This is a genomic window from Actinomadura livida (assembly GCF_014648675.1).
GTDB classification, from domain to species: domain Bacteria; phylum Actinomycetota; class Actinomycetes; order Streptosporangiales; family Streptosporangiaceae; genus Spirillospora; species Spirillospora livida.
Genome location: NZ_BMRO01000002.1, coordinates 342,424 through 361,209, shown reverse-complemented (window position 1 = coordinate 361,209; position 18,786 = coordinate 342,424). Strand labels below are relative to the sequence as shown.

Genomic DNA, 18,786 nt, shown 5'->3' with positions numbered 1-18,786 from the left:
CGGGTCACTCCAGGGACGTGTCGCCCAAGGACTCCAGCAGGGTGCGCAGGGCGCCGGCGACGTGCTCGCGGGCGGCCGGGTCCAGCGCGGCCAGCAGCCGGTCCTCGTTGGCGGAGTGCTCGCCGACCAGCTCGTCCACCAGGGCGAGCCCCCGGCCGGTCAGCCGGATCCGGACCGACCGCCGGTCCCCGGTGTCGCGGACCCGCTCCACCAGCCCCTTGGCCTCCAGCCGGTCGATCCGGTTGGTGATCGCCCCCGAGGTGACCATCGACGCCTTCAGCAGCGCCCCCGCCGTCAGCTCGTAGGGGGCGCCGTGCCGCCGCAGCGTCGCCAGGACGTCGAACTCCCACGTCTCCAGGCCCCGCTCGGCGAAGAACGACTTCAACTCCCGGCCCAGGAGCTGCTGCGCCCGGGAGATCCGCCCGACGACGCCCATCGGGGAGGCGTCCATGTCGGGACGCTCGCGCGCCCACTGCGCCAGGATCGCGTCCACCGCGTCGGCCATCGCCCGCCCCTCCCGGATAATCTCAACGTTGAGATTATCAATCGGGGAACGGTCGCGGCGCGAAACGCCCGAACGGCAGCGCGACCGACCGAGGGCGGGAACCGCGGTCAGCGGGTCACCGTGTCCAGGAACGCGTCCAGGTTGACCCGGATGCGGGCGGCCTTGTCCTCCACCGAGAGGGTCTCCTCCAACTCCCCGCCCGCGACCGACTGCTTCCTGCCCCGCACGTACAGCGAGCAGTCCAGGTCGCCGCAGAGGTACCGCCCGACCGAGTCGCCCTGGCGGCCGGCCCCACCCGTCCGGCGGGCCGTCATCAGCGACACCGCGCCGCCGGTGCGGGTGGTCAGGCACAGCGAGCACATGCTGCGCGCGGTGAAGCCGCGGGACGCGCCCGACGCCGCCCGCAGCGCGATCCCGGTGGGGCGCCCGCCGCGGTCGGCGACCAGGTAGGCGCGTTCGGGCGCGCGGGGGTCCCGCCAGCCCAGGAAGTCCAGGTCGTCCCAGGGCAGGTCGGCGAAGTCCCTGGGCAGGGCCAGCCGCCGCGCCTCACCCCGGGAGCAGTTGACGAAGGACGCGCGCAGGTCACGTTCGGTGACGGGTTCCATGTGCGGCGAGGCTAGCTTTCCTAATAGGATTAGGCAAATACATAATCTTTCTAGGTGGATCCGGAGGGACCCATGGCGCGCGCGGGCGTGACCGCCGAACGCCTCACCCTGGCGGCGGCGGAACTGGCCGACGAGGTCGGCTTCGGCGAGGTGACCGTCGCGGCGCTGGCGCGGCGCTTCGGCGTCCGGGAGGCCAGCCTGTACTCCCACATCAGGAACGCCCGCGACCTGCGGACGCGGGTCGCGCTGCTGGCCCTGGCCGAACTCGCCGACACCGTCGCCGACGCGATCGCCGGCCGCGCCGGAAAGGACGCGCTGGTCGCCTTCGCCGGCGCCTACCGCGACTACGCCAAGCGCCACCCCGGCCGGTACACCGCCGCGCGGCTGGAACTCGACCCCGAGACGGCCGCCCGCAGCGCGGGCAGGCGGCACTCCGACATGACCCGGGCGATCCTGCGCGGCTACGCGCTGGAGGAACCCGACCAGACCGACGCGGTGCGGATGCTCGGCAGCGTGTTCCACGGCTTCGTGAGCCTGGAGACCTCCGGGGCGTTCGCCCACCACCCCAGAGAGGCCGACGCCTCCTGGTCCAGGACCCTGGACGCCCTCGACAGCGCGCTGCGGAACTGGCCGGCGCCCTGACGCCCGCTCCCCCGGCCCCCGGGCCCGGTCTTCCTGCCCGGCGCCCTCCGGACCGATCAGAATCCGAGAAGCGGCGGCCCGGGCGCCGCCGATAACGTGATCATCATGTACCGCCCCTTCCCGCCGGGCCGCCGTCCCGGTCCCGTCCCCGCGCCCGTCCCCACGCCCGGCCGCGGCGCGCCGGTCCGGGCCCGATGAGCGCCGGACCCCGCTCCCGCGCCCGGCGCCGCCGCGACACCGAGCACCGCCTCGCCCACGACGTCGACCTCTGGACGGCCACCGCCTCGCCGGACGGGACGCCGCACCTGGTGCCGCTGTCGTTCGACTGGGACGGCGAGGCGCTGCTGCTGGCCACCCTCGCGGCGAGCCCCACCGGCCGGAACCTGGCCGCCGCCCGCACCGTCCGCCTCGGCCTGGGCCCCACCCGCGACGTCACCGTGATCGACGGCGCGGTCGAAATCCTGGAGATCGGCGACCTGCCGCGGCCCGCCGCCGACCGGTTCGCCGCCCGCACCGGCTTCGACCCCCGCGCCGAGGACGCCCCGTACCTGTGGTTCCGCGTCCGCCCGCGCCGCGTCCAGGCCTGGCGCGAGGCCGACGAACTGCCCGGCCGCGACCTCATGCGCGACGGCCGCTGGCTGCCCTGACACCCGGCCCGCGGGCCGCGGCGAGCGCGGCGGACGCACCCGCCGGAGCTGGTTGAATCGAACCCGGCGACGCCGACGAGACGGGGAGGCGGCGCCGCAACAGATGGAGACGAATGAGCATGGCCCTCAAGACCGACGACACACCCCCGGCCGCGGCGCACGCCGCCGACAGCCATGACCTGATCCGCGTCCACGGGGCACGCGAGAACAACCTCAAGGACGTCAGCATCGCGATCCCCAAGCGGCGGCTGACGGTGTTCACCGGCGTGTCCGGCTCGGGCAAGAGCTCACTGGTGTTCAACACGATCGCCGCCGAGTCGCAGCGGCTGATCAACGAGACCTACAGCACCTTCGTCCAGGGGTTCATGCCGACGCTGGCGCGGCCCGACGTCGACGTCCTCGACGGCCTCACCACCGCGATCATCGTCGACCAGCAGCGGATGGGCAGCGACCCCCGCTCCACGGTCGGCACCGCCACCGACGCCAACGCCATGCTGCGCATCCTGTTCAGCCGGCTCGGACGGCCGCACATCGGCACCGCCAAGGCGTTCTCCTTCAACGTCGCCTCGATCAGCGGCGCCGGCGCCGTCACCTACGAGCGCGGCGGCAAGACCGTCAAGGAGCGGCGCGACTTCAACATCACCGGCGGCATGTGCTCCCGCTGCGAGGGCCGCGGCTCGGTCACCGACTTCGACCTGACCGCCCTCTACGACGACTCCAAGTCGCTGCGCGAGGGCGCCCTCACCATCCCCGGCTACACCATGGACGGCTGGTACGGCCGCATCTTCATGGGCTCGGGCTTCTTCGACCCCGACAAGCCGATCCGCGACTACACCGGCACCGAGCTGCACGACCTCCTCCACAAGGAGGTCACCAAGATCAAGGTCGACGGCATCAACGTCACCTACGAGGGCCTGATCCCGCGGATCCAGAAGTCGTTCCTGTCCAAGGACCGCGAGGCGATGCAGCCGCACATCCGCGCGTTCGTGGACCGGGCGATCACCTTCACCGCCTGCCCCGAATGCGACGGCACCCGCCTCAACGAGGCCGCCCGCTCCTCCAAGATCAAGGGCATCAGCATCGCCGACGCCTGCGCGATGCAGATCAGCGACCTCGCCGACTGGGTCCGCGGCCTCGACGAGCCGTCGGTCGCGCCGCTGCTGGAGTCCCTGCGGCAGACCCTGGACTCCTTCGTGGAGATCGGCCTGGGCTACCTGTCCCTGGACCGCTCGTCCGGCTCCCTGTCGGGCGGCGAGGCCCAGCGGACCAAGATGATCCGCCACCTGGGGTCCTCCCTCACCGACGTCACCTACGTCTTCGACGAACCCACCATCGGGCTGCACCCCCACGACATCCAGCGGATGAACAACCTGCTGCTGCGGCTGCGCGACAAGGGCAACACCGTCCTGGTCGTGGAGCACAAGCCCGAGGCCATCGCCGTCGCCGACCACGTCGTGGACCTCGGCCCCGGCGCCGGCACCGCGGGCGGAACCGTCTGCTTCGAGGGCACCGTCGAGGGCCTGCGGACCAGCGGCACCGTCACCGGCCGCCACCTCGACGACCGCGCCGCCGTCAAGAAGACGGTCCGCGAACCCACCGGCGCCCTGGAGATCCGCGGCGCGAACAAGCACAACCTGCGCGACGTCGACGTCGACATCCCCCTCGGCGTCCTCACCGTCGTCACCGGCGTCGCCGGCTCCGGCAAGAGCTCCCTCATCCACGGCTCGATCCCCGCCGGCGCCGGGGTCGTGTCGGTCGACCAGGCCGCCATCCGCGGCTCGCGGCGCAGCAACCCCGCCACCTACACCGGCCTGCTGGACCCCATCCGCAAGGCGTTCGCCAAGGCCAGCGGCGTCAAGCCCGGGCTGTTCAGCGCCAACTCCGAGGGCGCCTGCCCCAACTGCAACGGCGCCGGCGTCATCTACACCGACCTGGCCATGATGGCCGGCGTCGCCACCACCTGCGAGGAGTGCGAGGGCAAGCGGTTCCAGTCCTCGGTGCTGGAGTACACCTTCGGCGGACGCGACATCGCCCAGGTCCTCGCGATGCCGGTCGCCGAGGCCGAGGAGTTCTTCGGCTCCGGCGACGCCCGCACGCCCGCCGCGCACAAGATCCTCGCGCGGCTCTCCGACGTCGGCCTCGGCTACCTCACCCTCGGCCAGCCGCTCACCACCCTGTCCGGCGGCGAGCGCCAGCGCCTCAAGCTGGCCACCCACATGGCCGACAAGGGTGGCGTCTACATCCTGGACGAGCCGACCACCGGCCTGCACCTCGCCGACGTCGAGCAGCTGCTCGCCCTGCTGGACCGCCTCGTCGACTCCGGCAAGTCGGTCATCGTCATCGAGCACCACCAGGCCGTCATGGCCCACGCCGACTGGATCATCGACCTCGGCCCCGGCGCCGGCCACGACGGCGGCCAGATCGTCTTCGAGGGCACGCCGGCCGAGCTCATCTCCGCCCGCTCCACCCTCACCGGCGAGCACCTCGCGTCCTACACCGGCGCCTGACCCCACCCCACCGACGCGGCGCCGGTGCCGCGCCCCCGCCGAAGGGGGATTGCGGCACCGGCCCGCTCAAGCTCCGCGGGTCTCCCCCACTGCCCGCGGGGCCGCCGGCGTCCCCGGCTCCGGGCGTGACGGCGCCCCGGTCCCGGTGGGACGAGGCCGGGCGCCTAGCGCCGGTCGGCGATCGTCTGCTCGATGCCGATCAGGACGTCGAGCTGCTCCGGGGTCAGCAGGCCGGTGAGGTGCCGCTCCACGGACGCCGCGTGCGCGGGAGCGGCCCTCTCGTAGGCGTCGCGGCCCGCATCGGTGAGGAGCACGTCGTCGCCGCGGCCGTCGAGCTCGCAGGGCTCGCGGGCGATGAGGCCGCGGCGCTCCATCCGGCCGAGCTGGCGGGACAGGCGGGCATGGGCCCAGCCCATCCGGGCGGTCAGCCGGCCGACGCGGATGCAGTGCTCCCCGCCGGCCATCTCCACCACGGCGGCCAGCACCTCGTGGTCGGGCAGCGACAGGCCGGACGCGCGCTCCAGGTCGCGCGCGACCTCGGCGTCCACGAGCAGCTGCAGCCGGCGGTAGGCCCGCCAGGCCTCCTGCGCGGCGATCTCCGGGCGGCGCGTCGGCGACATGCGCAGAAGTCTACCGGGATTCTCTTTACATGTAACGAGTCGCCGGTCTAGGTTCTTCGTTACATGTAACGAACTGGAGGAGGCGCGATGCCGACCGGTGAGCGGATCATCAAGGCCAACGGCGTGGAACTGTGCGCGGAGTCGTTCGGCGACCCCGCCGATCCGGCACTGCTCCTGATCCACGGCGCGGGCCATTCGATGCTGGCCTGGGACGCGGAGTTCGCGGGCCGGCTCGCGGCGGGCGGCCTGCGGGTGATCCGGTACGACGGCAGGGACGCGGGCCGCTCGACCGCCTCCCCGCCGGGCGCACCCGCCTACGGGCTCGCCGACCTGGTCGCTGACGCCGCCGCACTGCTCGACGCGCTCGGCATCCCCGCCGCCCACGTGCTCGGCATGTCGCAGGGCGCGGCGGTCGCCCAGCTCCTCGCCCTGGACCACCCCGACCGGGTGGCCTCGCTGACGCTCGCCTCCGCCACGCCCGGCGGCCCCGGCCACCACCACCCCGACCTGCCGGAGACGACGCCGGAGCTCGCGGACCTGCTCGCCGGCGGGCCCGCCGAGCCCGACTGGTCCGACCGGGACGCGGCCGCCGACTACCTGGTCGAGGCCGAGCGGCCCTTCGCCGCCCGCTCCCGCCCGTTCGACCGGGCCGGGATGCGCGCCGCCGCAGGGCGCGTCGTGGACCGGGCCGCCGACATCGCCGCGCAGCTGACCAACCCCTTCATGATCGACGCGGGCGAGCCCTGGCGCGGGCGGCTCGGCCGGATCACCGCCCCGACACTGGTCCTCCACGGCACCGAGGACCCGCTGTTCCCGCCCGGCCACGGCCGCGCGCTCGCCGCGGAGATCCCCGGCGCCCGCTTCGTCCCCCTGGACGGGACGGGCCACGAGGTCTTCCCCCGGCACTGCTGGGACGCCGTCGTCCCGGCGATCCTGCGGCACACCCGGCCGTGATCGCCATCGCGCTGGCGCTGGGCGCGAGCCTCGGCTGGGGGGCCTCCGACTTCCTCGGCGGGCTGAAGAGCCGCACCGCGCCGCTGCTCACGGTCCTGCTGGTCTCGCAGTCGGCCGCCCTGCTCCTGGTCACGGCCCTGGTGGCCGTCCGCGGCGCGGGCCCGCCGGGCGCCGGGCCGCTCGGCCAGGCCGCCGCCGCGGGCGCCTTCGAGGCGGTGGCCGTCGCCGCGCTCTACCGCGGCCTCGCGGCCGGCCGGATGAGCATCGTCGCCCCCGTCGCCGCGACCGCGCCGGCCGTCCCGCTCCTGGCGGGCCTGGCGGCCGGCGAGGTCCCCGGGACGCTCCAGTGCGGCGGCCTGGGCCTGGCGCTGCTGGGCCTCGTCGTCACCTCATGGCGGTCCCGAGCCGACGACGGCGCGGCCTCGCGCGCCCTGCCGAGCGTTCTGTACGGGCTGCTGGCGGCCCTCGGCTTCGGCGCGTTCTTCATCGCCATGGGCGGCGCGAGCGAGGGCGACGTCGGCTGGGCCCTGCTGACCGCCCGGCTCACCGCGTGCACGGCCGTCGCGGCGGCCGTCGCGGCAGCCGTCGTGCTCAGGCGCCACCGCGTCGCCCTCTCCCGCACCGATCTGCCCGCGATCGCGGCGATCGGCGCCCTCATCGTCACCGCCGACGCCCTCTACGCGACCGCCTCGACCCACGGCCTGGTGAGCATCGCCGCCGTCCTCGGCTCCCTGCACACCGTCGTCACGATGATCCTGGCCAGGGTCTTCCTGCGCGAGCGGCTGGCACGTCCGCAGCGCGCCGGGATCGCCACCTCCCTTCTCGGCGTCCTGGCCATCTCCGCGGGATGACCGCTCGTGCTCATTCCCCGGGCATCACGGTGAAGGCGAACCCGGCGCTCCTCGCGCGGCGCAGCGGAACGTCGCACTTGATCCTGCGCAGCGTCTCCCTCCTGCTGAGGCCGAGCCCCTGCGCGATGAGGCGGTCCGGGCGCACCGGCACCGGATCCTCGAAGACGACCTCCACCGTGACCGGCCACGGCTCGTCGAGCGGCACGGTCGAGGAGGCGAGCCGCCAGGCCCCCGTCCAGTCGAGGGTGAAGCGGTTGCGCCGGGCGAGCAGCGGATCCAGCAGCCTGGACGCCACCAGCTCCGGGTCGTTGGCGTGGTAGCCGCCGAGCTCGGCCGGATCGAGGGAGCCGACCGGGACCCGCTCGTGCACGGTGAGCTTGCTCGTCCGCTCGCAGGACGCGCAGCGGACCAGCAGCCACACGTCCAGCAGGCGGCGGTTGGCGTTGACGCGGAACCTGCCGTCGCCGGTGGTGGCCGTCTCCGACGGGCAGTCCGCGCACCGCAGCGACAGCAGGGGCAGCCGGGTCCGGTGAACGACCCAGGGCAGCACGATATGAGGTTGTGAAGACATGAGCCCTCTGACCTGACACGAGGCCGATTGCGCGCGGCCTCAGACGCCGTAGGGCCGGGCGCGCACGGGCAGCCCGGCGGAGCCGGCCGGGAGGGGCCGGCTTACAGGAAGCGGGAAGGTGTCAGGTCTGGCGAGCAGGCGGGGTCACGCGGTCTGTCCTCTGTCCTCACTACGGCGATCCGCGCGCAACCTACGGGAAGGCGGAAGCCGGGCTCAAACGGTTTTCCGGCGCGGTCACCTCCGCGCCGGACGGCGCCTTCACCGGCCCCTGCGCCTGTAGGTGCGGACGGACAGGGGGACGAACACCGCCGGCAGCGCCGCAGACCAGAGCAGGACGGCGGCCACCGGATGCGCGAGCGGCCAGGCCACCTCGCCGGACGGGACGCCCGGGTTGCCGAACAGCTCGCGGGTCGCGGCGGTGAGCGCGCTCACCGGGTTCCAGTCGGCCAGGAACCGCAGCCACGCGGGCATGCCGCCGGTCGGGACGAACGCGTTCGACAGCATCGTGAGCGGCAGGAACAGCGGCACCAGCTGGTCGGCGGCCTGGTCGTTCCGCACCACGAGGCCCACGTAGACGCCGACCCAGCTCAGCGCGTACCGCAGCACCACGATGAGCAGGAACGCCCCGGCCGCCGGGAGCGCCCCGCGATGCGGCTGCCAGCCCGCCAGCAGGCCCGCCCCCGCCATGATGCCCAGGGCCGGCAGCCCCGTCAGCAGGTCGGCGCCGGCGTGCCCGAACGGCACCGCCGCCCGCGACATCGGCAGGGAGCGGAACCGGTCCATCACACCGCGGGACGCGTCGGCGGCCACCCGCACCATCACGCCCGTCACCGCCGCGAACGTCACCATCGAGAACAGCCCCGGCATGAGGAACTCGCGGTAGTCGCCGCCGCCCGGCACCCCGATCGCGCTGCCGAACACGTACCCGAACAGCACCACCATGACGGCCGGGAAGACCAGCGCGGCGACGAGCTCCCCCGGCTCCCGGCGCACCCGCCCGAGCTCGCGGCCGACGAGGGTCAGCCCGTCGGCGACCGTCCAGCGAAGGCGGTGGCAGGCGCGCGCGGTGGGGGCGGTCAACGGACGGGCTCCTCACGGCCGGTGAGGCGCAGGAACACCTCGTCGAGGGTGGGACGGCGCAGGCTCACGTCGGCGGCGGCGACCCCCGCGCGGTCGAGTTCGCGGACGACCCCGGCGAGCCGCGGCCCGCCGGCGGGCAGGGCGACGCTGAGCCGCCCGGCGCCCGTCGCCGCGGGGGCGTTCCCGGCCAGGGCGTGCAGGACGGCCGCGGCCGGACGCAGCGCGGCGGGGTCTTCGAGGACGACGTCGAGGCGGTCCCCGATCGCGGCCTTCAGCCCGTCGGGAGTGCCCGTGGCGATCACCTTCCCGCGGTCGACGACGGCGATGTCGTCGGCCAGCCGGTCGGCCTCCTCCAGGTACTGCGTGGTCAGCAGCACCGTGGTGCCGTCCGCCACCAGTTCGCGGACGGCGTCCCAGATCTCGCCGCGCCCGCGCGGATCGAGGCCGGTGGTCGGCTCGTCCAGGAACAGCACCTCGGGACGCAGGATGAGGCTGGTGACCAGGTCGAGGCGGCGCCGCATGCCGCCGGAGTACCCGGCGACCCGGCGGTCGGCGGCGTCCCGCAGCCCGAAGCGCTCGAGCAGCTCGTCCGCCCGCCGGTGCGCCGCGCGCCGGGACAGGTGCGACAGCCGCCCGAACATCCGCAGGTTGCCGCGGCCGGTGAGCTTCTCGTCGACGGCGGCGTACTGCCCCGCGAGCCCGATCCTGGCCCGCACCTCGTCGGCCTCGCGGACGACGTCGTACCCGGCGACGCGAGCGAGCCCCGCATCCGGGTCGGCCAGGGTCGCCAGGATGCGCACCGCGGTCGTCTTGCCCGCGCCGTTCGGCCCGAGCACGCCGCAGACCGTCCCCCTCGGGACGCTCAGGTCCAGACCGCGCAGCGCGCGGACGCCGCCGAAGGACTTGTGCAGCCCCTCGGCGACCACGACCGGATCCGCCATGACCCCTCCACTGGGTACTTTGTACGCGGTCATCCGTCGAGAGTAGAACACTGGGTACCATGTACGCAACCGAGGAGGCGGGATGGCCGGCACCGACCACGTGAACATCTGGATGCGGCCCGAGCGCCCGGCCCGCGGGCCGCGGCCGGCCTACAGCCGCGCCCAGATCACCGAGGCCGCGATCCGCGTCGCCGACGCCGAGGGGCTGGAGGCCGCCACCATGCGGCGGATCGCCGCCGAGATCGGCGCGGGCGCGATGTCGCTCTACCGGTACGTCCCCGGGCGCGGCGACCTCGTGGAGCTCATGGCCGACCGCGTGATGGGCGAGATCGACCTGGAGGGCGTGCCGTCCGGCGACTGGCGCGCCGACCTGACGCGCTACGCCGAGGGGCTGCGCGCGATGTGGCTGCGGCACCCGTGGATCGCCGCCGTGCACCGGTCGCTGCCCGGCCTGGGCCCCAACCAGCTGCGGCTGATCGAGCGGGTCGCGGCGGTCCTGGACCTGTACGTCTCGGTCGACGAGGGCCTCAGCCTCATGTCCATCCTGACCGGGTACGTGGAGAGCGCCGCGCGCGATGAGGTCGGCCAGGCCGAGGAGGCCCGCCGCAGCGGGCTCACCGCCGCGGAGTGGATGACGCGCAACTCCCCCTACGTCCGGCGGCTGGTGGACAGCGGGGAGTACCCGATGTTCACCAAGATCGTGCTGGAGGCGCGCCAGCCGCACCTGGACCCCGGCGACCGTTTCCGCTACGGGCTGGAACGCGTCCTGGACTGCCTGGCCACCCCCCTTTCGTCACCGCATGAGCCTCGCCCACGTGACGAAACTTTCGTCACAGGATCCACCCATAGCGGAACCACGAACGACGCCGCCCCGGCCACCCCCTGCCCCGTGTGCGGCGGCGACGTCCCCGAGACCCCGACCGGACGCCCCCGCAGATACTGCTCCCCCGGATGCCGCCAGCGCGCCTACCGCACCCGCAAAACCCCCGGCCCGTAATGCCGCCCCCGGCCGGCGACGCCACGGCCGACCGGGAGGCGCCGGCTCAGCTCCTGGCGCGCAGCACCGCCCAGGTGCCCCAGCCGGCCTCGGCCTCGGTGGCGTCCCAGCGTCCGGGCAGGGCGGCCGCGACGGCATCGGCGGGCAGGTGGAGAGGGCCGTCGGCGCCGAGCTGGTTGATCCACAGAAGGACGCCACCGGGAGCCAGGACGCGGGCGATCTGCTCGGGGAACAGCAGCATGTCGACCGCGACCACGGCGGCCACCCCGGCGTGGGTGACGGGGAGCGCGGCGGCGTCGGCGCGGACCCTGGCCGGAGAGCGTCCGGCCGCCCTGCGCAGCATCTGCTCGGAGATGTCGAGGCTGATCACGGCGGGGAAGGCGGCGGTCAGCAGGGGCGTGTGGGCGCCGGTGCCGGACCCGATCTCCAGGCAGGGCCCGGCGGGCATCGGGCCGCCGCGGGTCAGGGCGTCGCGCAGGGGCTCGTCGCGGCCGGTGGCCAGGCCGGTGTCCCAGGTGGCGGCGAGCTCATCGAACAGGTCGGTGAAGAACCGCGCCGCCTCACCCGTCCAGGGCCGTCCGGCCGCGCGGTCGCGGGCGAAGGCGCGCAGCATGGCGGTCGTCTCGGGCGGTGGAAGCGGTTTGCCGGGCGGGCCGGGCAGCACCCGCCGCAGCGTGCGCGTACGCATCACCGGCCGGCGTGATGGAGGCGGCCGAGGCCGGGCAGGAACCGGCCGACCCGAACGGCATAGTCGGCATAGGCCGCGCCGTGGGTGCGCAGCAGGTAGGGCTCTTCGACGGCGCGGACCTGCATCTCGATCGCCGCCACGGTCACCACCAGGCCCACCAGCGCGACCACGTTGGGGACCATGGCGGCCAGGCCGGCGGCGGAAGCGATCATCGCGGTGAAGATCGGGTTGCGGGCCAGCGCGAACGGCCCGCCGGTGACCAGGTCGGTGCGCTCGTCCTCGGCCACGCCGATCCGCCAGGAGTCGCCCATCGAGGCCTGCGCGGCCAGCGTGGCCGCCGCCCCGGCCAGGGCCACCACCACCCCGATCGTGTGGACGGCGAGGTGGTCGAGCACGCCGGTGGCGGGCAGGCCGGCCAGCGCGGCGACCGGACCGGCGGCGCCGACGAGCAGCGCGGCGCTGAACAAGGCTCGCACCCACCGCTGAGCACTTCCCTTGGCCAGGCCGCCGCCGCGGAATCCGGTGTCACCCGTGCGGCGCCACTGCAGGAAGGTGCGCAGCCCGAACGCCAGCGCGGCCCAGATCAGATAGATGACCAGTGCGGCGACCGCCACGATGTCCTCCCAGTTCGGCGCCCCAACGAGATCGCGGTCATGCCCGAACCTGCGCTTCGGGCGCGCAGGCGCCCACCGGCTGATCGGCGGCGCTGCCGTAGGTCGGGCACAGCGCCACGGCGCGGTCGGTCGCGGAAAGGAGGTGCTCGGCCGAGCGCAGCAGGTCCAGCAGCTCGGGCGCGGCGATGAAGTAGAACGACTGGCGGCCCTCGGCGCGGTAGTCCACCAGCCTGCAGCCGCGCAGGCACGCCAGGTGCTTGGACACCGTGGACTGCGCCAGCTCCAGCTCCCGGGTCAGGTCCACCACCCGCGCCTCCTGACGAGCCAGCCGCTGCACGATCGACAACCGCACCGGATCGGCCAGCGAGTGGAACAACGCCGCCGCCGGCACCAGCCCGTCCAACGAAGTAATCCCACAATCACGATCAATCGCCATATCGTGATGATATGCCCACCACGGGATCCGTCAACGGTGCGGTGGCGTCCTGGGCTCCAGCAGCCGCAGCGCCGGGAGGAGAGCGACCGCGTGTATGAGTGACAGCGTGATCTTCGTCCCGGCGAGGGCTCTCAAGCGTCGCCGCCGTAGTCACTCGTGAGCGGGCCATTCCTCGGCCAGGAGCGCGTATGAGAGACCGTCGAGCCATCCTCTGGTGCGGTGGAGTGAGTCTCTGACCGTGTGCTGTTCGCGGCGCATCCCGACCCGCTCCATCAGCCGCCACGAGGATTCGTTGTCGTAGAAGCAGTCCGCGTGCAGGCGGCGCAGGCCAAGTCCCTCGAAGGAGATGTCGATGAGGGCGCGTACCGCTTCGGTGGCGTAGCCCTTGCCGCCGTAGGAGGGATCGAGCGTCCACCCGAGCTCTCCTTGGACGCCTTTCGCCTGGTCAGCGACCTCTTCCTGGGCCCAACCGTCCTGGACCCTCAGTGTCAGGTCGCCGATCACCCGGCCGTCCAGTTCGACGATGAGCAGGTCTGCGAGCCGCTCCTCGCGGAGGAAGCGCTCACGGTAGTCGTCGTAGGTGTCTGTGGCGGCCGCGACCCATTCGTGGGTCTCCGGCAGCTTCCGGTAGGCCCAGGTCGCGTCCACGTCGTGGGGGGAGGCCCGGCGCAACAGCAGCCGCTCAGTGGAAATCGGCCAGTCCAGCGTGTCAAGAGGGTGACGCATGGCCTCAGCCTGACAGCGGGCTGTGGTTGTACACAAAACGGACTACTGCGGGCGACGTCTCCGCCAACGACGCGGCGATCGCCCGACAAGAACCGACAGGCCACCGAAGCGACCAGGGCTCCCGGGAACCCGCGTCCGAGAACTCGAGTGGGCCCGGGGCCGGGGCGGGATTGGTCGGGTGTCACAGGACGGGCGCGGTCGTCGGCTCCGTCTGGTGGGCGTCGCGGAGGGGCGCCGCGCTGCGTCACACGGCCGAGTCGCTGCCGGCCGTTCGATCCTCCTCGCGGGCCGGTCCATTGTTCAGCGGTCAACCTGGCTCTCGTTTGCGGCTGGTGGCACGCTCGTTGACGACGCCTGGTCGGGGGACGCGGTGGTGTGTTCGGCGCGCAGGGCCCGTTCCAGGTTCGCGTCTGCTTCGGCTCGGGCGGCGTCGCGTTCGGCGACGGCGGTCTCCAGTCGGACCTGCAGGCGGGTGGTCTGGGTGAGCTCGGCCTCGCGGGCGGCGTCGCGTTCCCGGTGCGCGGCGGTGACCGCATCTGCGGCGGCGGTGCGTTCGTGCTCGGCGCGACGCTCGGCGTCCTCGGCGCGGGCAGTGGCGGCCTGAGCGGCCTGCTCGGCCGTCGTCAGCGCGGTGCGCGCGGCGGCCAGCTCCGCCCGGACCGTGGTCAGTTCCTCCTCGGTGGACGACAGCCGGGCACGGGTCTCGGTGAGCCGGCCGGTGCACTGGTCCAGCTCGGTGCGGGTCCGTTCGTGGGCGTGGCGGGCCTCGTCCAGGGCCCGTTGCATGTCCTCGCGGGTCTGGGCCAGGGCCTGCTCCGCGGAGGTGAGGCGTTCGTGAGCAGCGTCCAGTTGCTGCCGGGCGCGTTCGGCTTCGGCCTGCGCGGCGGCCTCGGCGGCCTGCCTGGCCTCGGCCTGGACTTGTGCGGTGTCGCGGGCGGCGCGGGCGATCTCCTCGGCGGCCAGGGTGCGTTCCTCGGCCCGGCGCTGCGCGTCGGCGGCCGCGTCGGCGGCGACCCGGGCGGCGTCATGGCCCTGCTCGGCGCGGCGGCGGGCCGCCTCGGCCTCGCGGGCTTCGGCGTGCGCCTGCGCGGCCTGCTGCTCCAGGGCGGTGTTGCGGTCCACCACGGTGGTGATGATCTCTTCGAGCCGGTCGGCGGCGGCGGTCTCGCGGGCGGCGCGGGATCGGGCGTCGGCGGCCAGTCCGGCCAGGACCGTCCGCAGCGCGGCCAGGGGTTCCTTGACCGCAGCGGCGGCCGGGCTGCGCCCCGCGGCATGCGCCTCGGCCTGGCAGTCCCTGACGACCTGCCCGCCGGGGTCTCGCTCGGGCGGGCAGTACTCGGGCCGCCGCCCGCGGGCCTTGGGCGGCCTCGGCAGCGGAGTGTCGCAGTACTTGCAGCGCCCCCACGGCGCCGCCGGATCGGCCCCCGCAGGCGGCCGCCGCCCACCGGACTCCCCCGTCTCCCCTCCGTCCTCGCCGCGGCCCTCCTCGGCGGAGAGGACAGCGGCCTCCTCGTCCAGCGCGTTCGCGGTCGACGTACTGGCGGCCCCGGCCGCCCGGTCCTTCTGATCACGCATGCGCACACCATCTCACATTCCTTCCCCGAGAAAACGAAGACCTGATTCCTATTTTTAGACCAAGGAATGCAGGCAGCGCATAATCGCGGTTATGCGCTACCCTGGCTCAGCGCCGCTCGTGCGGTCGAGGGTGGCGCGGTCTTGGAGGGGAAGGGCCTGGCGCGGAGACGTCCGCGGGGGGCGGCGGCGGCTCCGGTTCCGTGCGGGACGCGGGCCATCTGACCGGGTGGGGCATGGGACGGATGTTTCGGAGAGGTCGAGCCTTGGGGACTGAGACGTGACCGTGGACGACGCCGCGCCCCGCACTAATGACGGCGGCAGCGGGCATGTCGATCCCGAGCGGGAGCTGGGGTCTGTACCGGCCGCTGGGTCCGGGTCGCGGATGCCGCGGTCGTTGGGTGCGGCGCCGATCATCGAAGGGGTCGTGCTGCCCGCCGCTCCGATGGAAGACGCCGGTTCCGGCACCGTCGATGCATCGCAGAGCGACGACGGGCGCAGCGCCCTGGGCGGCTCTGGTGCGGAGGGGACCGGGCGGCCGCCGGACGGTCCTGCCTCGTCTGACCCGGGGCATGAGCCGGGGGCCGACCTTGCCGCGCGGCTCGGCGGGGCGCCGGCGCGGCCGGGGGCGGGGCTGGCGGCTGACGCGCTGCGCCGGCTGGACGGCGAGCTGGGGCAGGTGCAGGTCGCGCGGGTCGGCGGGCGGTGGATCCACCGGCGCCGGATCGAGCTGCTGGCCGAGGCGTGCACGCCGCAGACCTTCGCGCTGGTGCTGGACTGGCTGAGCAGCACCCGGCGCGCCTCCCCCGCCACCAAGCGCAACTACGCCGACGACCTGCGGCGCGTCTGGGCGCCGCTGGCGCGGGAGGTGGGCCACGACGCGTTCTCCGTCGGGTGCCTGACCCGCGACCAGGTCCGGATGTGGCGGCTGCGGCAGGAGGGCGCCGGGGTCGCCAAGCGCAGCATCGGCCGCTACGTGGCGTGCCTGTCGTCGCTGCACACCTACGCCGCCGAGCGGCTGGACCCGCCGCCGCGCAACCCGGTCACCCAGGACGACCGGCCGCGGATCGAGGCGGGCCGCGGCGCCGGATCCACCCCGGTGCTGGAGGCCGAGCAGGTCCGGGCGGTCGCGGCCGCGGCGTCCGCCGAGCTGGACCTGCTCGTGGTGATGCTCCTGTACAGCCTGGCGGGGCGGGTCACCGAGCTGTGCGCCGCCGACGTCGGCGACCTCGTGGACGACGGCGACCGCGTCCACCTGGTCGTGACCCGCAAGGGCGGCAAGCGGCGCCGGCTGCCGCTGCCGCCGCGCTGCGCCGACCTGCTGCGCCGCCACGTCGGGGACCGGACCGCCGGGCCGCTGCTGCTGGACGCCAAGGGCGACCGGCTCGACCGCCACGACGTCGACCGGATCAGCACCCGGCTCGGCCGGGCCGCCGGGGTGCCGCCCGGCCGGGACCTCACCCCGCACGTGTGGCGCGCCTCCCGCATCACCCACATGCTGGACGACGGCGTCCCGCTCGCCGAGGTGCAGGAGTTCGCCGACCACGTCAACCCCGCCACCACCATCGGCTACTGGGAACGCCGCAACCAGGGGAAGCGGGCCGCGGCGCACGCCGACCGGGCCGCAGCCGTCTTCGAGTAGCCCGCCAGACCTCCACGACCGTCTGCGGCCGGTGCACTCGGGCGCATCCCGGCCTCACCTTCGGCAGGAGCCGGGACCCGCCGAGCACTGCGGCCCAGGGCTCGGGCTTCGTCGGTTTCGGATGCTGGGCGGGAGTGGCGTCCTCGGCTTGGTGGGTCGAGTCGCGGACGGCCTCGTCCGCCGCCTGGTCTTGGCGACCGACGACTGCGACGCCGTCTTCGACCGCCTGGAAGCCGCCGGCGCCGAGGTGATGCAGGAGCCGATCGACCGCCCGGGGATCCCGCGACTGCGCCTTGGACCCGTCCGGGAACCTGCTCCTGTTCGCCCAGGCCACATGTGGGCGTGCTGGTCAGTCGTCGATGGCCTGGTAGGCGCAGGTCCAGAAGTCGTCGAACCAGGGCGCCGGGGCCGGGGACGTGAGGGCGCGCTGCGTCAGCAGGATCCCGATGAGCTCCTCGGCCGGGTCGGTGTAGACCGAGGTGCCGGTGCCGCCGACCCAGCCGAAGCGGCCGGGGACGGCGGCCAGGCCGTCGCGGCGGGTGATGACGCCGACGCCGAAGCCCCAGCCGCTGTTGCCGCCGAAGAACAGGTGGTTGTCGGCCTTCTGCTCCGCGGTGAGCTGGTCGGTGGTCATCAGTTCCACCGACGGCCGCGACAGGACGCGCTCCGAGCCGTTGCGGCCCCCGTTCAGCATCATGGTGCAGAAGGCGAGCAGGTCGTCGGCGGTGGAGAGCAGTCCCGGGCCGCCGGCGCCGGACGGGAACACGGGCGGGCTCGTCCACGCGGCGCGGTCGTCGGCGGGGACGAGCGTCCCGGTCTCGGGGTCGGGCCGGTAGGCGGCGGCCAGCCGGTCCAGCTTCCCGGCGGGGACGTGGAAGCCGGTGTCGGTCATCCCGAGCGGCTCGAACAGCCGCTCGGCGAGCAGGTCGGCCAGCGGCCGCCCGGCGGCGCGGGCCATGAGGATCCCGAGGACGTCGGCGCTCGTGTCGTACATCCACCGCTCCCCCGGCTGGTGGACGAGCGGCAGCCCGCCGAGGCGCGCCAGCCATTCGCCGGGCTCGAGCGAGTGGCCGCCGGGCCCGGGGGCGACGCCGGCCTCGTCCATCGCCCGCTGGACGGGGGTCGTGCCGGGCGGCGCCATGATCGCGCCGGTGCCGAGCCGGAACGTCAGCAGGTCCCGCACGGTGATCGGGCGGTTCGCGGGGACGGTGTCGTCCAGCGGCGCGGCGGGGTGGGACAGGACCCGCGGCTCGGCCAGCTCGGGCAGCAGGTCGCCGACGGGGTCGTCCAGCCGCAGCCGGCACTCCTCCACCAGCGTCATCGCCGCCGCGGCGGTGAGCTGCTTGGTGACCGACGCGATCCGGAAGATCGTGTCGCGGCGCATCGGCGGGCCGCCGCCCGCCTCGGCGGTGCCGAGGACCTCGGTGTGGACGTCGCCGCGCCGGGCCACCAGGGCGACCAGTCCCGGGACGCCGCCGCTGCCGACGTGCCCGCCGAGCACCTCGCGCATCCGGCCGAGCCGCTTGCCTGACAGGTTCATCATCTCCTCCTCGTCCCCCTATTGACCGGAGCGAGGCGCGGAACTCATCGGGCCGCGCGCGGGCCGCCCCGCCGGCCGCGCGCCGACGTGCCGAGGCCGGCGATGAGCACCGCGCCGACCAGCAGGTGCATCCCGGTCAGGGCCGCCATGCTCGCGGTGTCGGCGGCGCCGCCGAGCGGACCGGCCAGCGACAGGGCCAGCACGGCGGCGGCGGTGGTCGTCCAGGCGCGGGCGGGGCGGCCGACCGTCCGCTCCAGCACCGCCAGCAGCGCCCAGGCCGCCAGCCCGGCGACCAGGGCGCCGGCGGCGACCGCCACCGCCCCGACCTGCTGGATCTCCCCGCCGGTCTCGGCGGACGGGGTGTGCCCCGCCACCGGGCCGGTCAGCGTCCACAGGACGAGCGCGGCCACGGCGCCGCCCGCGACGGTCACCGCCCTGCGGGCGGCGCCGCCGGCGTGGTCGGTGCGAGCCATGTCAGTCTGAGCCATGTCGGTCTCCTTCGTTCCGGGGGTTCATCGGGCTCCGCCAGCGTCGCCGCCGCGGCGCCTCCCCCGCATCGGGCGCGCGGCCATAGGGGTTCCGACCGCGGAGGGGGCGGAGACCGACTTTGGTCGGTGTCGGCGCCGTGACGTGCGCGGCTAGCCTTTG

20 protein-coding genes are annotated in these 18,786 nt (G+C 74.4%); 7 read left to right on the top strand and 13 right to left on the bottom strand.

What is annotated here, in order from left to right:
• Positions 1-4: 4 nt before the first annotated feature.
• Entirely contained in the window at positions 5-505 is a 501-nt protein-coding gene (locus tag IEZ03_RS04965; RefSeq protein ID WP_184884482.1) for a MarR family winged helix-turn-helix transcriptional regulator, read from the bottom strand.
• A gap of 107 nt (positions 506-612) precedes the next feature.
• Entirely contained in the window at positions 613-1,110 is a 498-nt protein-coding gene (locus tag IEZ03_RS04960) for an FBP domain-containing protein (protein WP_184884480.1), read from the bottom strand.
• Between the two features lie 72 nt (positions 1,111-1,182).
• Here IEZ03_RS04960 and IEZ03_RS04955 point away from each other — a divergent pair, with 72 nt between their 5' ends.
• From IEZ03_RS04955 to IEZ03_RS04945, 3 genes are all read left to right on the top strand, one after another.
• A complete protein-coding gene (locus IEZ03_RS04955; protein ID WP_184890635.1) occupies positions 1,183-1,752 on the top strand; it encodes a TetR/AcrR family transcriptional regulator in 570 nt (189 codons plus the stop codon).
• A 194-nt stretch (positions 1,753-1,946) separates the two neighbouring features.
• A complete protein-coding gene (locus IEZ03_RS04950; RefSeq protein WP_184884478.1) occupies positions 1,947-2,399 on the top strand; it encodes a pyridoxamine 5'-phosphate oxidase family protein in 453 nt (150 codons plus the stop codon).
• Positions 2,400-2,512: 113 nt separating this feature from the next.
• The gene (locus IEZ03_RS04945; protein WP_184884476.1) at positions 2,513-4,906 is read left to right on the top strand and encodes an ATP-binding cassette domain-containing protein; all 2,394 of its coding nucleotides are present in this window, start codon (positions 2,513-2,515) and stop codon (positions 4,904-4,906) included.
• Between the two features lie 164 nt (positions 4,907-5,070).
• Here the strand turns inward: IEZ03_RS04945 and IEZ03_RS04940 are convergent, their stop codons facing one another.
• Positions 5,071-5,526: a MarR family winged helix-turn-helix transcriptional regulator gene (locus IEZ03_RS04940; RefSeq protein WP_184884474.1), complete on the bottom strand. Its 456-nt coding sequence runs from the start codon at positions 5,524-5,526 to the stop codon at positions 5,071-5,073.
• 87 nt (positions 5,527-5,613) lie between these two features.
• Between IEZ03_RS04940 and IEZ03_RS04935 the strand changes: the two genes are divergently transcribed.
• Positions 5,614-6,480, top strand: coding sequence for an alpha/beta fold hydrolase (locus IEZ03_RS04935; RefSeq protein ID WP_184884472.1), 867 nt, complete (start codon positions 5,614-5,616; stop codon positions 6,478-6,480).
• Complete coding sequence (locus tag IEZ03_RS04930; protein WP_184884470.1) at positions 6,477-7,331, top strand: DMT family transporter; 855 nt, start codon at positions 6,477-6,479, stop codon at positions 7,329-7,331. Before IEZ03_RS04935 ends, IEZ03_RS04930 begins: the two co-directional genes overlap by 4 nt.
• 10 nt (positions 7,332-7,341) lie before the next feature.
• Here the strand turns inward: IEZ03_RS04930 and IEZ03_RS04925 are convergent, their stop codons facing one another.
• The 3 genes from IEZ03_RS04925 to IEZ03_RS04915 form a co-directional block, all read right to left on the bottom strand.
• Positions 7,342-7,881 carry a DUF1062 domain-containing protein gene (locus tag IEZ03_RS04925; RefSeq protein WP_229808019.1) on the bottom strand — a complete coding sequence of 180 codons (540 nt, stop codon included), beginning with the start codon at positions 7,879-7,881 and terminating at the stop codon, positions 7,342-7,344.
• 279 nt (positions 7,882-8,160) lie between these two features.
• A complete protein-coding gene (locus tag IEZ03_RS04920) occupies positions 8,161-8,982 on the bottom strand; it encodes an ABC transporter permease (RefSeq protein ID WP_184884466.1) in 822 nt (273 codons plus the stop codon).
• The gene (locus IEZ03_RS04915) at positions 8,979-9,923 is read right to left on the bottom strand and encodes an ATP-binding cassette domain-containing protein (protein WP_184884464.1); all 945 of its coding nucleotides are present in this window, start codon (positions 9,921-9,923) and stop codon (positions 8,979-8,981) included. The genes IEZ03_RS04920 and IEZ03_RS04915 overlap by 4 nt, the downstream gene beginning before the upstream one ends.
• 82 nt (positions 9,924-10,005) lie before the next feature.
• On the opposite strand from IEZ03_RS04915, the gene IEZ03_RS04910 reads away from it, so the two are divergent.
• Complete coding sequence (locus tag IEZ03_RS04910) at positions 10,006-10,920, top strand: TetR/AcrR family transcriptional regulator (protein WP_221480728.1); 915 nt, start codon at positions 10,006-10,008, stop codon at positions 10,918-10,920.
• 46 nt (positions 10,921-10,966) lie between these two features.
• On the opposite strand, the gene IEZ03_RS37570 is transcribed toward IEZ03_RS04910, so the two are convergent.
• The 5 genes from IEZ03_RS37570 to IEZ03_RS04885 all read right to left on the bottom strand — a co-directional run bounded on the left by IEZ03_RS37570 (position 10,967) and on the right by IEZ03_RS04885 (position 14,959).
• Positions 10,967-11,608 (bottom strand): class I SAM-dependent methyltransferase, encoded by a 642-nt coding sequence (locus IEZ03_RS37570; protein WP_221480727.1) that lies wholly within the window; start codon positions 11,606-11,608, stop codon positions 10,967-10,969.
• A complete protein-coding gene (locus IEZ03_RS04900) occupies positions 11,608-12,222 on the bottom strand; it encodes a methyltransferase family protein (protein WP_184884463.1) in 615 nt (204 codons plus the stop codon). Before IEZ03_RS04900 ends, IEZ03_RS37570 begins: the two co-directional genes overlap by 1 nt.
• A 37-nt stretch (positions 12,223-12,259) precedes the next feature.
• Positions 12,260-12,658: an ArsR/SmtB family transcription factor gene (locus IEZ03_RS04895; RefSeq protein WP_184884460.1), complete on the bottom strand. Its 399-nt coding sequence runs from the start codon at positions 12,656-12,658 to the stop codon at positions 12,260-12,262.
• 150 nt (positions 12,659-12,808) lie between these two features.
• Positions 12,809-13,384 carry a GNAT family N-acetyltransferase gene (locus tag IEZ03_RS04890; protein ID WP_184884458.1) on the bottom strand — a complete coding sequence of 192 codons (576 nt, stop codon included), beginning with the start codon at positions 13,382-13,384 and terminating at the stop codon, positions 12,809-12,811.
• Between the two features lie 300 nt (positions 13,385-13,684).
• A complete protein-coding gene (locus tag IEZ03_RS04885; protein ID WP_184884456.1) occupies positions 13,685-14,959 on the bottom strand; it encodes a hypothetical protein in 1,275 nt (424 codons plus the stop codon).
• Between the two features lie 277 nt (positions 14,960-15,236).
• Here IEZ03_RS04885 and IEZ03_RS04880 point away from each other — a divergent pair, with 277 nt between their 5' ends.
• A complete protein-coding gene (locus IEZ03_RS04880) occupies positions 15,237-16,598 on the top strand; it encodes a tyrosine-type recombinase/integrase (protein ID WP_184884455.1) in 1,362 nt (453 codons plus the stop codon).
• A 349-nt stretch (positions 16,599-16,947) separates the two neighbouring features.
• Here the strand turns inward: IEZ03_RS04880 and IEZ03_RS04875 are convergent, their stop codons facing one another.
• Together IEZ03_RS04875 and IEZ03_RS04870 are read right to left on the bottom strand one after the other, a co-directional pair.
• Positions 16,948-18,138 (bottom strand): serine hydrolase domain-containing protein, encoded by a 1,191-nt coding sequence (locus tag IEZ03_RS04875; protein ID WP_184884453.1) that lies wholly within the window; start codon positions 18,136-18,138, stop codon positions 16,948-16,950.
• Positions 18,139-18,182: 44 nt separating this feature from the next.
• On the bottom strand, positions 18,183-18,626 hold the full coding sequence (locus IEZ03_RS04870; protein ID WP_184884451.1) for a DUF6069 family protein: 444 nt from the start codon (positions 18,624-18,626) through the stop codon (positions 18,183-18,185).
• Positions 18,627-18,786: the final 160 nt, after the last annotated feature.

Excerpts from the sequence above, each read along its gene's own strand:
- IEZ03_RS04965 (WP_184884482.1), bottom strand. The coding sequence starts at position 505 with ATGGCCGACGCGGTGGACGCGATCCTGGCGCAGTGGGCGCGCGAGCGT.
- IEZ03_RS04960 (WP_184884480.1), bottom strand. The coding sequence starts at position 1,110 with ATGGAACCCGTCACCGAACGTGACCTGCGCGCGTCCTTCGTCAACTGC.
- IEZ03_RS04955 (WP_184890635.1), top strand. The coding sequence starts at position 1,183 with ATGGCGCGCGCGGGCGTGACCGCCGAACGCCTCACCCTGGCGGCGGCG.
- IEZ03_RS04950 (WP_184884478.1), top strand. The coding sequence starts at position 1,947 with ATGAGCGCCGGACCCCGCTCCCGCGCCCGGCGCCGCCGCGACACCGAG.
- IEZ03_RS04945 (WP_184884476.1), top strand. The coding sequence starts at position 2,513 with ATGAGCATGGCCCTCAAGACCGACGACACACCCCCGGCCGCGGCGCAC.
- IEZ03_RS04940 (WP_184884474.1), bottom strand. The coding sequence starts at position 5,526 with ATGTCGCCGACGCGCCGCCCGGAGATCGCCGCGCAGGAGGCCTGGCGG.
- IEZ03_RS04935 (WP_184884472.1), top strand. The coding sequence starts at position 5,614 with ATGCCGACCGGTGAGCGGATCATCAAGGCCAACGGCGTGGAACTGTGC.
- IEZ03_RS04915 (WP_184884464.1), bottom strand. The coding sequence starts at position 9,923 with ATGGCGGATCCGGTCGTGGTCGCCGAGGGGCTGCACAAGTCCTTCGGC.
- IEZ03_RS04910 (WP_221480728.1), top strand. The coding sequence starts at position 10,006 with ATGGCCGGCACCGACCACGTGAACATCTGGATGCGGCCCGAGCGCCCG.
- IEZ03_RS37570 (WP_221480727.1), bottom strand. The coding sequence starts at position 11,608 with ATGCGTACGCGCACGCTGCGGCGGGTGCTGCCCGGCCCGCCCGGCAAA.
- IEZ03_RS04895 (WP_184884460.1), bottom strand. The coding sequence starts at position 12,658 with ATGGCGATTGATCGTGATTGTGGGATTACTTCGTTGGACGGGCTGGTG.
- IEZ03_RS04890 (WP_184884458.1), bottom strand. The coding sequence starts at position 13,384 with ATGCGTCACCCTCTTGACACGCTGGACTGGCCGATTTCCACTGAGCGG.
- IEZ03_RS04885 (WP_184884456.1), bottom strand. The coding sequence starts at position 14,959 with ATGCGTGATCAGAAGGACCGGGCGGCCGGGGCCGCCAGTACGTCGACC.
- IEZ03_RS04875 (WP_184884453.1), bottom strand. The coding sequence starts at position 18,138 with ATGAACCTGTCAGGCAAGCGGCTCGGCCGGATGCGCGAGGTGCTCGGC.
- IEZ03_RS04870 (WP_184884451.1), bottom strand. The coding sequence starts at position 18,626 with ATGGCTCAGACTGACATGGCTCGCACCGACCACGCCGGCGGCGCCGCC.